Annotated in this window: 12 protein-coding genes; 6 read left to right on the top strand and 6 right to left on the bottom strand. The window is 64.1% G+C overall.

The genetic code is table 11. From position 1 onward, the window contains the following. Positions 1-692: 692 nt before the first annotated feature. Complete coding sequence (locus tag GDN70_RS06885; protein WP_152102322.1) at positions 693-1,424, top strand: transglutaminase-like cysteine peptidase; 732 nt, start codon at positions 693-695, stop codon at positions 1,422-1,424. 156 nt (positions 1,425-1,580) lie between these two features. Next, positions 1,581-2,693, top strand: a complete 1,113-nt coding sequence (locus tag GDN70_RS06880; protein WP_152102321.1) for a lysozyme inhibitor LprI family protein — start codon at positions 1,581-1,583, stop codon at positions 2,691-2,693. A gap of 183 nt (positions 2,694-2,876) precedes the next feature. On the opposite strand, the gene GDN70_RS06875 is transcribed toward GDN70_RS06880, so the two are convergent. The 6 genes from GDN70_RS06875 to GDN70_RS06850 form a co-directional block, all read right to left on the bottom strand. Continuing rightward, the gene (locus GDN70_RS06875) at positions 2,877-4,076 is read right to left on the bottom strand and encodes an ABC transporter substrate-binding protein (RefSeq protein ID WP_152102320.1); all 1,200 of its coding nucleotides are present in this window, start codon (positions 4,074-4,076) and stop codon (positions 2,877-2,879) included. 108 nt (positions 4,077-4,184) lie between these two features. Then, a complete protein-coding gene (locus tag GDN70_RS06870) occupies positions 4,185-6,023 on the bottom strand; it encodes a long-chain fatty acid--CoA ligase (protein WP_038948839.1) in 1,839 nt (612 codons plus the stop codon). Positions 6,024-6,114: 91 nt separating this feature from the next. After that, on the bottom strand, positions 6,115-6,903 hold the full coding sequence (locus tag GDN70_RS06865) for an ABC transporter ATP-binding protein (protein WP_028140672.1): 789 nt from the start codon (positions 6,901-6,903) through the stop codon (positions 6,115-6,117). Between the two features lie 3 nt (positions 6,904-6,906). Next, on the bottom strand, positions 6,907-7,665 hold the full coding sequence (locus GDN70_RS06860; RefSeq protein ID WP_152102319.1) for an ABC transporter ATP-binding protein: 759 nt from the start codon (positions 7,663-7,665) through the stop codon (positions 6,907-6,909). Then, the gene (locus GDN70_RS06855) at positions 7,662-8,813 is read right to left on the bottom strand and encodes a branched-chain amino acid ABC transporter permease (RefSeq protein ID WP_028140673.1); all 1,152 of its coding nucleotides are present in this window, start codon (positions 8,811-8,813) and stop codon (positions 7,662-7,664) included. Before GDN70_RS06855 ends, GDN70_RS06860 begins: the two co-directional genes overlap by 4 nt. Before the next feature lie 4 nt (positions 8,814-8,817). Next, positions 8,818-9,693, bottom strand: coding sequence for a branched-chain amino acid ABC transporter permease (locus GDN70_RS06850; RefSeq protein ID WP_018321344.1), 876 nt, complete (start codon positions 9,691-9,693; stop codon positions 8,818-8,820). A 262-nt stretch (positions 9,694-9,955) separates the two neighbouring features. Between GDN70_RS06850 and GDN70_RS06845 the strand changes: the two genes are divergently transcribed. From GDN70_RS06845 to GDN70_RS06830, 4 genes are all read left to right on the top strand, one after another. After that, positions 9,956-10,705 (top strand): ABC transporter ATP-binding protein, encoded by a 750-nt coding sequence (locus GDN70_RS06845; protein WP_038973131.1) that lies wholly within the window; start codon positions 9,956-9,958, stop codon positions 10,703-10,705. Further along, a complete protein-coding gene (locus GDN70_RS06840) occupies positions 10,702-12,228 on the top strand; it encodes a permease (RefSeq protein ID WP_095426861.1) in 1,527 nt (508 codons plus the stop codon). The genes GDN70_RS06845 and GDN70_RS06840 overlap by 4 nt, the downstream gene beginning before the upstream one ends. A 117-nt stretch (positions 12,229-12,345) precedes the next feature. Further along, on the top strand, positions 12,346-13,158 hold the full coding sequence (locus tag GDN70_RS06835) for an MBL fold metallo-hydrolase (RefSeq protein ID WP_028140676.1): 813 nt from the start codon (positions 12,346-12,348) through the stop codon (positions 13,156-13,158). 64 nt (positions 13,159-13,222) lie between these two features. After that, positions 13,223-13,744 carry a hypothetical protein gene (locus tag GDN70_RS06830; protein WP_028140677.1) on the top strand — a complete coding sequence of 174 codons (522 nt, stop codon included), beginning with the start codon at positions 13,223-13,225 and terminating at the stop codon, positions 13,742-13,744. The last annotated feature ends 256 nt before the right edge of the window (positions 13,745-14,000 follow it).

Genomic DNA, 14,000 nt, shown 5'->3' with positions numbered 1-14,000 from the left:
ACTGCCCGCGGGCGAACGGGAACCCTGGCCGTCCAAGGAAATCGCGGCGTCAAATTGGCCAGCGTAGTTCAACCGGGCACCGTAAAAAGGGTTAAAATTTAAGTAAGTATCGACCGCCTAAGCTTGCATAGCATTAGCAAGTCCTTAGCGATACCATCTATTGCTTGTGTGATTTCGCATCACTTGACCCCAAGAGGCCCCACGGCTTGGCGCCGCTACAGAGAAGCGAAAGTAATCTCTCAAATATTCGGAAGTCGAGTTCGGCCTGTTTCCACGCATTTCCAGTCATCCAAAGTAATCTGACGCATAGTAACGAAACAGATACTTGCGTCATCTTTCCTTCGCGAGGTTCCGCGGCATCCTGCGGCAAATACGGAGTTAAATCTGTGACCTAACTAACAGAACCCCATGAAATAGGGGGGCGTTAGCCATAGGACCCAGATTCGGCACCCCCACAACCTGCGTCTGCACTTGGCTCCATTTCGCGGCAGCCGGACACTCCTAGCCGGCGAATCGTAAAGTTTTACGCAATTTGGGCAGGTCCATTTCAGGCTGTTCCCCGGTTTTGGAACCCCAGCCGGGCGCGTTAAGCAGAACAAAACGGCCCGTCTCGCACTATCTCCGCGAAAGCAACAAAGCCCGGCACGTTCAGGTCGAGGGGGATCTGGCGAAGCTCGGGAAGGGGATGTCAGATGGAGACCGCTGCTCGCTCGCGCGCCTGGCGCGCAATCCTTGTCCTGTGCGGATTGGTCCTGCTCGGATCAGCCGCCGAGCTTCGCGCCGGCACGCTGCTGTCGCCGGGCGCAGGCCTGCTCGTGCGCAAATCCGCCGAGCCGTTCGGCGTGTTCGCCTTCGCCATCTCCGCCGGCAGCCTGCAACAGAAATGGCTCGCGCTGAAAGACAAGCTCGACGGCGACATGGTGCAGCTCGCGTTATGCGACGGTGACCGGGACAATTGCGCTTCGCCGGCGGCCCTGAAGCTGCTCGCCATCGTCGACCAGGCCCGAGCCCGCAACGGCCGCGCGCGGCTCGGCGAGACCAACCGCGCCATCAACCTTGCCATCCGGGCCGCCAATGACGGCATCGACGACGTCTGGAGCTCGCCGCTAGCGACCTTCGCGCGCGGCGCCGGCGACTGCGAGGACTATGCCATCGCGAAGCTGGCCGCGCTGCGGTTGGCGGGCGTGGCGCCTGAGGACCTCCGCATCCTCGTGGTGCGCGACGTCAGGGCCGGCGAAGAGCACGCGGTTGTCGCCGCGCGCCTCGACGGCCGCTGGCTGATGCTCGACAACCGCCGCATGGCGATGGTCGAGGACGACGCTGCGCGGAGCTACCAGCCGCTGTTCGCGCTCCATCAGTCGGCCGTGATGAAATATGACGACGAACCGATGCAGGTCTCGATGGTCGCCGCCGAGGCGCGCTGATGGAGCGCAGCGCAATCCGGGGCCGCTGTCGCTTGTCCTACGAGTCCCGGATTACGCTTCTCTCCATCCAGGCTACGAACCTCCGTTCACCAAAAACTCATTCCACCACGCGATCCGGGCGGCTAGCATGGCCACGGCTTTGCGGGGGCGACGGGAATGCGGTTCATCGTGCTGACTGTGATTGCGCTGCTGGCGCTCGCCTTACCCGCGTCAGCGCAGTCCGACCGCTCCATCGCCGATCGGCTGCCGCTGTTCGCCAGGAACAACTGCCAGCAGATTCGCGACCCCGGCAATCAATTGTTCTGCGGTGATGCCACGCTTGCCGCCGCCGCCGAGAAGCTGAACACCGCGATCGAGGCGCGGCTCGCCCGCCTGCCCGATCGCCTTCCCGCGATCGAGGAGAATGCGATCTGGATCCGCCAGCGCAATCTCGGCTGCGGCATCGTCGGCCAGACCGCGATCCGCACTGATGATTTCGAGCGGGTGAAGGCGTGCCTGCTCAAGGTGACCGAGGAGCGCGCCGCGATCCTGCGCGATCCGGATTTCGACTGCCTCGCAGCCAACACCGCGGCGGGCGCGGTGATTTGTGCGGACCCGTCGCTGGCCCTTGCCGAAACGGAGCTCAATGGCCAGGTGCTCGGCCTGATCGGCAAGCTGGACCCGACCGCAGCGCGCTTTGCCTTCGCCGAATATGGCAGGTGGACACGAGAGCGCGATCGCAAATGCAATCTGGTCGGCAAGGAGAACGTGCCGCTCCAGGAGCTCGAATCCGCAGAGGATTGCCTCGCCGATCATTTGAAGCACAAAGCCGACGACATCCGCGCGGCGAAGGGCGATCCCAAGAAGGTGTTCGGCCGGCAGATCGCGGCCCGCATCCCCGACACCGACGCGGTCGACTTCTGCGCGGCGCGGATCCATGCGGCCAATTCGTGCGGCAGCTTCCTCCGCATCAACCGCGTCTACGCGCTCGACAGCCAGGTGACCGAGCAGGAGGCGCAGGTCACCGGCGAAATCGAGATGGCGGTGCTGGCGCCCTTCACCATGTGCAGCAAGGTCGCATCCAGCTGCACCGGCACCTGCTGGGACGCCAGGACGGGTCTTCCGCAGCCCAGCGCCGCCAACAAGGAGCGTTCGGCGGAAGCCTTCAACGTGACGCGTCGCCTGAGGATCCAGCGCACTTTTGCGTTCGTCAAAGCCGCCGACGGCTGGCGCTGCAGGGAGGACGAACTGGCGCCGGTGAATTCGGGGACGGCGAGCGGGGGATCGTAGGCGCTTCTGCCTTCTCCCCTTGTGGGAGAAGGTGGCGCGCGCGAGCGCGACGGATGAGAGGTTCTTTCACACGCTAGACTATTCGTGAGGATAGAGACCCCTCACCGGCTCGACGCTACGCGGCGAGCCACCCTCTCCCACAAGGGGAGAGGGTGCACTGAACTCGCCGCGAGAGAGTCCGCATCAAAACATCAGATTGTCCTTCACCAGGACCCAACGGCCGTTCTTCACCTGTTGCACCTGGGTGACGGTGGTGGCGAGATGGTTGGTCTTCGAGAACACGGTCGGCGGCGAATTGAAGATATCCTGGAACTTGTCGCCGGACTCCAGCGCGTCGAGCATCTTCTGGCCAGTGAGATCCTTGCCAGCCTTGTTGGCATAATGCGCGAACGTCATCACCGCATTGTAGCCGATGATCGCCTGAGTGTTGGCGTCGGCGCTGAACATCTTCTTGTAATTGACGAGCCAGTCCTTCACCTTTCCCTTCGCGGTGTCTTCGTAGGGAATTTCGAAGTTCGAAGCGGCATACAAGCCTTCCACCACTTCCTTGCCGAGCGCCGGCACTTCGAGCACGTTGACGGGCGTGGCACCGAGGAAGGTGACCTCCCAGCCGAGCTTCCTGGCCTCGGTCATGGTGCCGATAGGCTCACGGAGGACCGCGCCGAGCACGACGAGGTCGCAGCCGTCGGACTTCATCTTGGCGACCTGCGCCGAGAAGTCGGAGGCGCCGCGCTTGTAGCTCGTGATCGAGGCCGGCTGCACCTTCATGGCGGCGAGCTGCTGGTTAAAACCATCGAGCACGTTTTTTCCGTACTCGTCATCCTGATGCATGATGCACGGCTTCTTGAAATTCTTTGCCTCAATCATGTATTTGAGCGCTGCGCGCGTGCTCTCGACATAGGGCAGGAGGTTGTTGAACTTCAGCCGCTCCTGCGGCTTGGCCGCATCGAACTTGAAGGTGAACTCGGCCGCCGTCAGCGGGAAGAGCTGAAGCACGCCGGCGTCGAGCAGGATATCCTGCGCAGCGAGCACGGTCGGCGATCCCATTGGTCCCACCATCGCGAAAATCTTGTCGCGCTCGATCAGCTTTTGCGAAGCCAGCACGGCTTTCTTCGGATCGTAGCCGCTATCCTCGACGACAAGCTTGATCTTGCGGCCCTGGACACCGCCCGCCCCGTTGATCTCCTCGACCGCCATCTTCATGCCGTTGGAGACCGGCACGCCCCAGCCCTTGATCGGCCCCGACAGGTCCTGATGCGTGCCGATGACGATCTCGGATGCCGAGATGCCCTCATTGGTGACCTTGGTTTGAGCGGTGGCCGGCAGACAGGTCAGCGCAAGGGCGCTCACCGCCAGGCCCAGCGCCTTCAGCGATTTCGACATTGCAGTCTCCTCCTTCAGTGGCCCGTGTTGAGCGAAGGATCGGGCCTCTCAAGCCTTCGCCGTTTTCTCAAATCCATCTCTCTTGAGCATGATCCTCCGGGATCATGCTCAAGCAACCGCGCGCTCGCGATACATCGCCTCGATCTCGGCGGCGTAGCGCTTGTTCACGAAGCCGCGCTTCAGCTTCATGGTCGGGGTCAGCTCCTCGTCCTCCGGGGTGAGCTGGCGCTCGATCAGGTAGAACTTCTTGATGGTCTCGACGCGGGCAAAATTGCCGTTGACCTGCTCGATCTCGCGCCCGATCAGATCCTGGATCTCCGTCGCCCGGCACAGGCTCGCGTAATTGGTGAAGGGAATGTCATGATCCTGGGCGAACTTCTCGACGTTCTCCTGGTCGATCATCACGAGGCAGGTCAGATACGGCCGCTTGTCGCCGACCACGACGGCATCGGAGATGTAGGGCGAGAACTTGAGCTGGTTCTCGATCTCGGACGGCGTGACGTTCTTGCCGCCGGAGGTGATGATGATGTCCTTCATGCGGTCGGTGATCCGGACGAAGCCCTCGTTGTCGATGGTGCCGACGTCGCCGGTGTGCAGCCAGCCGCGCTGATCGATGGTCTCCGCGGTCTTCTCCGGCTGGTTGAGGTAACCCATGAACAGGAAGTCGCCCTTGATCAGGATCTCGCCCTCGGGCGACAGCGTGACCTCGCCCCAGGGCACGGCGGTGCCGACCGAACCGAGCTTGATCCGCTCCGCCGGCATCATGGTGGCGACGCCGCAATTCTCGGTCTGGCCGTAGAGCTCGTGCATGTCGATGCCGAGCGCGAGATACCAGCGGATCAGCTCCGGCGCGATCGGCGCTGCGCCGGTGAAGGCGACGCGGCAGCGATCGAGCCCGATCATGCGGCGGATGTTGCGGAATGCAAGCCGGTAGGCGATCCGGCTTGCGAGGCGCAACGACAGCGGCGGCGGCTTGCCCTCGATCCGGTAATCGACCATGCGGTAGCCGATGCCGATGGCGCGGCGATAGACCCATTGCTGCAGCGGGGTCGCATCCTTCAGCGCGATGGTGATGGCGGAATAGAACTTTTCCCAGATGCGGGGGACCGCGAGGAAGACGGTCGGCTGCACCTCGCGCAAATTGTCCGGCACGGTTTCCGGGCTCTCGGCGAAATTCATCACCGAGCCGAGAGCGACCGAGATGTAGTATCCGCCGATGCGTTCGGCGACGTGGCACAGCGGCAGGAAGATCAGCCTGTCCTCGTCCTCCTGCGCCGGGATGAAGTCATTGGCGTGACGCATCTGGTGCGTGACGCTGCGGTTGGCGTGCATCGCGCCCTTGGGGGGACCGGTGGTGCCGGACGTATAGACCAGGATCGCGAGATCGCCGGCGCTGCGGCTGTCGATCATCTCCTGCCACAGCGCCTCGCGGCCGACCATGTGATTGCGGCCGAGCGCGCGAAACTCGTCGAGCGACATCACCATGTCGTCGGAGAAGCCGCTGAGGCCCTCCATGTCGAACACGATGATCTTCTGCAGGCTCGCGCAGCGCGCGCGGCAGGCGAGGATCTTGTCGAGCTGCTCCTCGTCCTCGGCGAAGATCACTTTCGTCCGGGAATCGTTGACCAGATATTCGACCTGGGACGACGCATCGGTCGGGTAGATGCCCGAAGCGACGCCGCCGGCGCACAGGATGCCCATGTCGGCATGGACCCATTCCGGCACGGCGTTGGCGATGATGGAGGCGACATCGCCGGGCATGAAGCCGGTCGCATGAAGCGCGTAGGCGATCTCTTTCGATATCGCCAGCCATTCGCGCCAGCTTGTCGGCTGCCAGATGCCGAATTTCTTCTCGCGGATGGCAGGCCGATCGCCCCGCGTCTCCGCAGCGCGCAAGAAGCTCTTCGCGATCGTATCAGCGACCGTCAGCACCGCCGGTCGGGCCATGCACGTCTCCTCCTTGTCGCCTGCCTCCGCTGCCTGCCTTGCCGGCGGTCTCTATTGCGGATGGCGAGCTCATCTTACTGCCAGCTCTTCCTCACCGCCACGTCTTCTTCTTTTTCCAGCGCCGCTCGCCTCGCGCGCCCGCTTCCTTGGCGCCAAGGTAGAACTCCTGGATGTCCTGGGAATGCATCAAGCGGTCGCAGGTGTCGTTCATGACGATACGGCCGATCTCCAGCACGTAGCCGTAATGCGCCGTCTCCAGCGCCACCTTGGCGTTCTGCTCGACCAGCAGGATCGACATGCCCTGCTCCTCGTTGACGCGGCGGATGATGGTGAAGATCTCCTTCACCAGCAGCGGCGACAGGCCGAGCGAGGGTTCGTCGAGCAGCAGCAGCGTCGGCCGGTTCATCAGCGCGCGTCCGATCGCGAGCATCTGCTGCTCGCCGCCGGAGAGCTGGCCGGCGGGCTGGTTGATGCGCTCCTTCAGCCGCGGAAAGTAACCATAGACGCGGTCGAGATCCTCCGCGACGCCATCACGGTCCTTGCGCGGATAGGCCCCCATCATCAGGTTCTCGCGCACCGAGAGGAACGGGAACACTTCGCGCCCCTCCGGCACGTGGCTGAGGCCCAGCCGCACGATCCGGTCGGCCTCCATGCGCTGGATCGGCCTGCCCAGGAATTCGATCGAGCCCTTCTGCGGATCGAGAATGCCCGAGATGGTCTTCAGCACCGTGGTCTTGCCGGCGCCATTGGCCCCCAGCAGGGTGACGATGCGGCCGCGCGGCACCTCCAGCGAGATGCCGCGGATCGCCATGATCGGCCCGTAATAGCTCTCGATGTTGGAGAGTTTCAGGATGATCTCGGGCGTAACAGCGGCGTCCATGCGTCAAGCTCCCAGATACGCGGCGACGACGTCGGGGTGCTGCTGGACGTCGGCGGGCGAGCCCATCGCCAGCACGCGGCCGTAATTGAGCGCGATGACGCGATCGGAGACGCGGTTGACCAGCGACATGTCGTGCTCGACCATCAGCACGGTGATGCCGAGCTCGCTCCTCATGTCGCGGATCCAGAACGACATGTCGTCGGTCTCCTCGACATTGAGGCCGGACGACGGCTCGTCGAGCAGGATCAGCTTCGGCTCCGAGCACAGCGCGCGCGCCAGCTCGATCACCTTGCGCACGCCGTAGGGCAGGCCGGAGATCAGCTTGTCGCGATAGGGTTCGAGATCGAGGAACTCGATGACCTGCTCGACCCTGCGGCGGTGCACCTTCTCGTTGGCCCGCACGCTCGGCAGGAACAGCAGCTCCTGCCAGAGCTGCGTGGTCGAGTGCCGGTGACGGCCGACCAGGAGGTTGGAGAGCACGGTCGCGTTCTCGAACAGCTCGATGTTCTGGAAGGTGCGGGCGATGCCGAGCTTGGCGATGTCGTAAGGCGGCTCTTCGGTGATATCCTGATCCTCGAAGAAGATGCGGCCCGAGGTCGGCCGGTAGATCCGCGAGATCAGGTTGAAGATCGAGCTCTTGCCGGCGCCGTTGGGACCGATAATCGAGAGGATCTCGCCCTTCTCGACCGCGAACGAGACCGCGTCGACCGCTTTCAGCCCTCCGAAATGCAGCGACAGATTCTCGGCGCGGAAATAGCTCATCGGTTCCGCTCCGACTTCACGTAGATCTTCTGCCGCTTGAAGGTGGCGCGCTTGTAGAGCGGGAACAGCTGGAAGAAGAGTTTTATCTTCAGCCAGCGGCCATAGAGACCCAGCGGCTCGAACAGCACGAACAGCACGATAATGATGCCGTAGATCGCGCCTTTGAGGCCGTTGAGCGAGGCGAAGGCCGCGACCTTCGACTGGATGTTGCCGGCGGTGGCCGGGCCGGCGCCGAACGTCGCCGCGATCCCGGCGATCATGCCGGGCATGTCGTCCTTGAGATAGGTCAGGAACGGATCGATCATCACGATGAAGATCGCGCCCAACACCGCGCCGTGCAGGCTGAAGGTGCCGCCGATCAGGATCACGATGATGAACTCGATCGAGAGCTGGAGCGTGAACATCTCCGGCGAGATGAAGGAGAGCTTGTGGGCGAACAGCACGCCGGCAAAGCCGGTGATCGCCGCCGAGATCGCAAACGACTTCACCTTGTAGAGCGCGACATTGACGCCCATGCTGCGCGCCGCCGTCTCGCTGTCGCGGATCGCGACGAAGGCACGTCCCGTCGGCGAGCGCAGCAGATTGAGCGTGCCGACGATGGTCAGCACCAGCACTGAGAGGCAGAGGAAATAGAAGGTGGGGCTGTCGCGCGGGACGGTGACGCCGAGCAGCGACAGCGTCTTCACCCGCATGCCCTCGTTGCCGTGGGTGACGCTTTCCCAGCGCGCCAGGATCTCCTCGACGATCAGGGCAAAGGAGATGGTAGCGATGACGAGGTAGATGCCGGTCAGGCGCAGGGCGGGAAAGCCGACCATCGCGCCGATGATGCCGGTCAAACCTCCGGCGGCGAGGAAGTAGATCGGGAACGGCACGTTGTACTTCTGCAAGTATGCCGCCGTGTAGGCCCCAATGGCGAGGAATGCGGCGTGGCCGAGCGAGGCCTGGCCGGTAAAGCCGGTGAGGATCAGCAGCGCGACGCCGACGATCGCATAGATGCAGACGAAGACGAGCTGGCTCATCAGATAGCTGGAGAGCACATAGGGCGCGATCAACAGCAGCGCGAGCAGGATGCCGTAGGAGACCAGATAGCCCGAATGCGGGAACAGCTTGATGTCGTCCTCATAGTCGGTCTTGAACAGGAAGCGCATGCGTTCAGACCTTCTTGCGGACGTGGTGGCCGAACAGGCCTTCGGGCTTCAACAGCAGCACGGCGAGCAGCACGAGGTACGGCGCGACATCCTTCCAGCCTTCGGGCAGATAGAAGCCGGCCATGCTCTCGATCACGCCGATCAGGACGCCGCCGACCACGGCGCCCGGGATCGAGCCGAAGCCGCCGAGGACCGCGGCGGGAAATGCCTTCAGGCCAAGCACGAGGCCGACATTGGAATGGATGAAGGTGATCGGCGCGAGCAGCACGCCGGCGCAGGTCGCGACCGCCGCGCTGATCGCCCAGACGATCGACACCACGCGTTTGACCGGGATGCCCATGTAGTAGGCCGCGAGCATGTTCTCGGAACTGGCGCGCATCGCGGTGCCGAGCGTGGTCTTGTTGAAGAAGAGATAGAGCAGCGTGCACAGGATCATCGTCGCCGCGATCACCGACAGCTTGTCGTAAGCGAGCACCAGCGAGCCGATGCGGAGCACGCCCTGGCTGAACGGGGTCTCGATCTTCAGATCATCGGTGCCCCAGATCATGCCGGCGACCGAGCGCAGGAAATAGCCAAGGCCGATGGTGGCCATGATGATGGAGAATTGCGGATAGCCGAGGATCGGCCGCACCACCACGCGCTCTGCCAGCATGCCGAACAGCGCCATCGCGGCCACCGCACCGGCAAAGCCGATCCAGTAGTTCAGGCCCATCATGCCGATGAAGGTGAAGGCGAAGAAGCCGCCGAGCATCATCAGATCGCCCTGGGCGAAATTGACGACCTCGGTGGCCTTGTAGACGAGCACGAACCCGAGCGCGATCAGGCCGTAGACGCAGCCGAGCGCAACACCGCTGACCAGCTGCTGAACGAAATCCAGCATTGACGCGCGTCCTCCCGATGCAACCGGCGGTTCTTCCCGACCGCCTTGCCGCATCTTGTGTCCAGTCGCTACGCAGTCGTTTCGCTGCGTTAGCGCCATTTGTCCGGAACCAATTCAGCCTGAACCGCTCCTTACTGTCAACAAACGGTGACTTGCCATTAGTCGAAACCGGATGGCGGAATTTGTGGGCCGTAGATTCACGGTGCCGAAATATCTTGGGATCATGGTCGCGAGCGATGCAAAACCGGATAGTGTGGCCGTCATGAAGCGGGACAAGTCGGCGCTGGAAGTCCTGGGGTTAACGAAGCGTTTTGACCGTCTGGCGGTCGACAGCCTCGATCTCACCATCCACGCCGGCGAATTCTATGCGCTGGTCGGCCCCAACGGCGCCGGCAAGACCACCACCTTGCGCATGGTTGCGGGCCTGCTGCGCCCTGATGCCGGCGCGGTCTCGATCTTCGGCATCGATGCGCTCGAAAATCCCGTCGCCGCCAAGCAGGTGATGGCGTGGGTCTCCGACGAGCCCATGATCTACGACAAGCTGACCCCGCTCGAATATCTCGAATTCGTCGCCGGCCTCTGGGGCATCGCGCCATCGATCTCGGAGCCGGTCGCGCAGGACCTGCTCGCCTCGCTCGGCCTGGAGCCGCACCGGCACGAGCGCTGCGAAGGCTTTTCCAAGGGCATGCGCCAGAAGGTCGCGCTCGCCGGCGCACTGGTGCATGATCCCAGCCTCATCATTCTCGACGAGCCGCTGACGGGGCTCGATGCCGTCTCCGCACGCCACGTGAAGGGCCTGCTCAGCGAGCGTGTCCGCGCCGGCTGCACCGTCATCATGACCACGCATATTCTCGAAGTCGCCGAGCGCATGGCCGACCGCATCGGCGTGATCGCCTCGGGTCGCCTGGTGGCCGAAGGCACGCTGACCGAGCTGCGCCAGCAGAACGGCCATGCCGATACCAGCCTGGAAGATCTTTTCATCGCGCTGGTGACGCTTCCGGAAGCCGCATGAGCTCGGCAACCGCGCTCTCCTGGTTCGCACGCCACGAGCTCCGGCTCGCCTGGCGCGAATGGTTCGCCATGATGACCGGCGGACGACGCAAGCGGGCGCGCGCCGCAATCATCGGCCTACTCTGCTTCGCCGCGCTGCTGCATCTGCCGGCCTGGGCGGTGATCGGCCGTTTCGCCGATCTGCAGCTGCCGCTCGACAAATCCTCGCTGATCGTGATCTCGGCGACGATCGTTCTCGCCTGGACCTTGATGCTGTCGCAGGCGATCGAATCGGTGACGCGGGTGTTCTACGCCCGCGCCGATCTCGACCTGATCATGTCCTCGCCGGCGACGCTCGCCAATCTGTTCTCGGTCCGCATCGCCGCGATCGCGCTGACCGTCACCGCGATCGCGCTGCTGTTCTCGACGCCGTTCATCGATGTGCTCGTGATCGGCGGCGGCGCGCGCTGGCTCAGCGCATTCGGGGTGGTCGTCGCCATGGGCCTGTCGGCCGCGGCGGTCGCGATCGCCGTCACCATCCTGTTGTTTCGCCTGATCGGCCCAGCGCGGACGCGCCTGATTGCCCAGATCCTCGCCGCGATCATCGGCGCCGGCTTCGTGATCGCGCTCCAGGTCGCCGCGATCGTGTCCTACGGCACGCTGTCGCGCTTCACCATCCTGACCTCAGGCAGCGTGGCCGCCCATGCCCCCGATGTCGACAGCATCTGGTGGTGGCCGGCACGGGCGGCGATGGGCGACAGCGAAGCGCTGCTGCCGCTCCTGGCGCTCGCTTTGGTGCTGCTCGGAAGCGTCATGGCGATCTTCTCGCACCGCTTTGCCGACACGGCGATCGATGCCGCGGCTTACGGCAGCTCCGGCAGCGAGCGCGCGAAGGAGCGTCCGTTCCGCGGCGGGTCGCGGCAGCAGGCGCTGCGGCGCAAGGAATTCTCGCTGCTCTGGCGCGATCCCTGGCTGATCTCGCAGACCCTGATGCAGCTGCTCTATCTGGTGCCGCCGGCGCTGCTGCTCTGGCGCAGTTTTGCCGACAGCTCCGCGGCGCTGACGCTGATCACGCCTGTGATCGTGATGGCGGCCGGACAGCTTGCCGGCGGGCTGGCCTGGCTGACGATCTCCGGCGAGGACGCCCCCGACCTGGTCGCGACTGCGCCGCTGACGCCATCCGCCGTCGTCCGCGCCAAGATCGAGGTGGTGCTGATCGCGATCGCCGTGATCTTCTGCCCGCTGATCGGCGCGCTGGCCTTCGCCGCACCGATCCAGGCTGCAGTGAGTGCCGGCGCGATCATCCTCAGCGCGGCCTCCGCGACCGCGATCCAGCTCTGGTTTCGGGTGCAGGCCCGGCGCAGCCAATTCCGGCGCCGCCAGACCTCGTCGCGGCTTGCGACCTTCGCCGAAGCGTTTTCCTCGATCGGCTGGGCCGCAACCGCGGCACTGCTGCTTGCACTCCCCATCGCCGGCCTCATCAGCGGCCTGATCACCGCGAGCCTGGTTGCGATCACCTGGAAGTTCAGCCCAAGGCGGGACTGAAGGCGGGACTGATAGCCGGAGTGAGAGGTGCGACACTGACGCGCTGTTGATCGCAGCCCATTGGCCCCGCGCCGCAATGCACGCTAGACTTTCCCTGACATCATCGGGGACGGACTTATGCGGCGACTTGTTTCGACGGCCCTGGCGCTGTTCGGCGCATTCCTGACCCCTGCCCTTGCCCAGCAGCCACAGCGCAGCGAGTGCCTGGCGATGGCGAACGCGGCCCCGCGCGCTCTGCCGGTCGCATTCCGGCCGGCGGCCGGCACAGGCGAGGTCGAGATCACCTATGTCGGCCACTCCACCTATTTCATCGACACGCCCGGCGGCTTGCGCATCGCGACCGATTATAGCGGCGCCTACCAGGTCGGGCGGCTGCCCGACGTCGTGACCATGAACCGGGCCCACAGCACCCACTACTCTCTGTTTCCCGATAAGCGCATTCCTCACGTGCTGCATGGTTGGGGCGAGGACGGAAAGCCGGCGATCGTTTCAGAACGCATCAGTGACGCCTTCATCCGCAATGTCACGACCGACATCCGCCGCTATTTCGGCGACGACGCCGGCACCGACATGATCCGCGACGGCAATTCGATCTTCATCTTCGAAGTCGCCGGCCTCTGCATCGGCCATCTCGGCCACCTCCATCACAAGCTCGACGACAGCCATTTCGCCCAGATCGGACGGCTCGATATCGTGATGGTGCCGATCGACGGCACCTACACCATGTCGCTCGAAGGGATTTCTGACATCACCAAGCGCCTGCGCGCCTCCGTCGTGCTACCGATGCATCGCTTTGCCACCCCGCTCGACGATTTCATGCGCCGGATCGGCCAGCAGTTCGAGATCGACCGGCGCTCCGGGCGGTCCTTCCGGATGTCGCGGGACGCGCTGCCGTCGATGCCGACGGTGATCATCCTCGACGGGGTCTGAGGCGCAACTTTCTCCAAGCCTTCTGCCGTCTTCGGTGCTGATCTCCGCGCAACAGGAGATCGACATGAACGACTTTGCGCGACTATTGCACGCCGATGGACCGAATTCCGAGCACGCCGCGGCGCTGCAGCTCTACGGCCGCTTTGTCGGCGATTGGGACGCCGAGATCACGGCCCACGGCCTCGATGGAACCAAACACACCGCGCGCGGCGAGATCCATTTTGGCTGGGTGCTGGAGGGACGCGCGGTCCAGGACGTCTGGATCATCCCGCGCCCCGCGGGCAGCCCGGCCTTTCCGATTGCGGGCAATTGGTACGGCACGACGCTGCGCCTCTACGATTCGACCATCGATGCGTGGCGGATTTCCTGGTTCGATCCTGGACGCAGCGTCTTCCGCCAGCAGATCGGCCGGCCGCGCGGCGCCGACATCGTGCAGGAAGGCACGACGGAGGCCGGCGAACTGACCCGCTGGAGCTTTACGGAAATCACCGGCGATTCCTTCCACTGGCTCGGCGAGACCAAGCCGGCCGATGCAAGCGATTGGCGGCTTGTGGTCGATGTGAAGGCGAAGCGGCGGAAGGGCTAGAGATCTGATGGCTGTTGGTTGAAGCCGTGGGCCCCAGGCTCGCTGCAACCTCTCCCGCTTGCGGGGGAGGTCGGCGCGTAGCGCCGGGTGGGGGCTCTCTCCACATCGGGAGTGTCCCATTGCGGAGACGCCCCCACCCCAGCCCTCCCCCGCAAGCGGGAGAGGGAGCGCACCTGCTCCGCCGCTGCTGTGGTGCTCTGAGCAATGCGCGCTGCTGTGCGTGCGTGTGAGATGTTAGGCTCCTCCCTCAAGAGAC

This window comes from Bradyrhizobium sp. TM102 (genome assembly GCF_009176685.1).
Classification (GTDB): Bacteria; Pseudomonadota; Alphaproteobacteria; order Rhizobiales; family Xanthobacteraceae; genus Bradyrhizobium; species Bradyrhizobium ottawaense.
The sequence above is the reverse complement of the archived record's forward strand: the minus strand, read 5'-3'. Positions and strand labels throughout refer to the sequence as shown.

Excerpts from the sequence above, each read along its gene's own strand:
- GDN70_RS06855 (WP_028140673.1), bottom strand. The coding sequence starts at position 8,813 with ATGCGCTTCCTGTTCAAGACCGACTATGAGGACGACATCAAGCTGTTC.
- GDN70_RS06880 (WP_152102321.1), top strand. The coding sequence starts at position 1,581 with ATGCGGTTCATCGTGCTGACTGTGATTGCGCTGCTGGCGCTCGCCTTA.
- GDN70_RS06860 (WP_152102319.1), bottom strand. The coding sequence starts at position 7,665 with ATGAGCTATTTCCGCGCCGAGAATCTGTCGCTGCATTTCGGAGGGCTG.
- GDN70_RS06830 (WP_028140677.1), top strand. The coding sequence starts at position 13,223 with ATGAACGACTTTGCGCGACTATTGCACGCCGATGGACCGAATTCCGAG.
- GDN70_RS06865 (WP_028140672.1), bottom strand. The coding sequence starts at position 6,903 with ATGGACGCCGCTGTTACGCCCGAGATCATCCTGAAACTCTCCAACATC.
- GDN70_RS06885 (WP_152102322.1), top strand. The coding sequence starts at position 693 with ATGGAGACCGCTGCTCGCTCGCGCGCCTGGCGCGCAATCCTTGTCCTG.
- GDN70_RS06850 (WP_018321344.1), bottom strand. The coding sequence starts at position 9,693 with ATGCTGGATTTCGTTCAGCAGCTGGTCAGCGGTGTTGCGCTCGGCTGC.
- GDN70_RS06835 (WP_028140676.1), top strand. The coding sequence starts at position 12,346 with ATGCGGCGACTTGTTTCGACGGCCCTGGCGCTGTTCGGCGCATTCCTG.
- GDN70_RS06875 (WP_152102320.1), bottom strand. The coding sequence starts at position 4,076 with ATGTCGAAATCGCTGAAGGCGCTGGGCCTGGCGGTGAGCGCCCTTGCG.
- GDN70_RS06870 (WP_038948839.1), bottom strand. The coding sequence starts at position 6,023 with ATGGCCCGACCGGCGGTGCTGACGGTCGCTGATACGATCGCGAAGAGC.
- GDN70_RS06840 (WP_095426861.1), top strand. The coding sequence starts at position 10,702 with ATGAGCTCGGCAACCGCGCTCTCCTGGTTCGCACGCCACGAGCTCCGG.
- GDN70_RS06845 (WP_038973131.1), top strand. The coding sequence starts at position 9,956 with ATGAAGCGGGACAAGTCGGCGCTGGAAGTCCTGGGGTTAACGAAGCGT.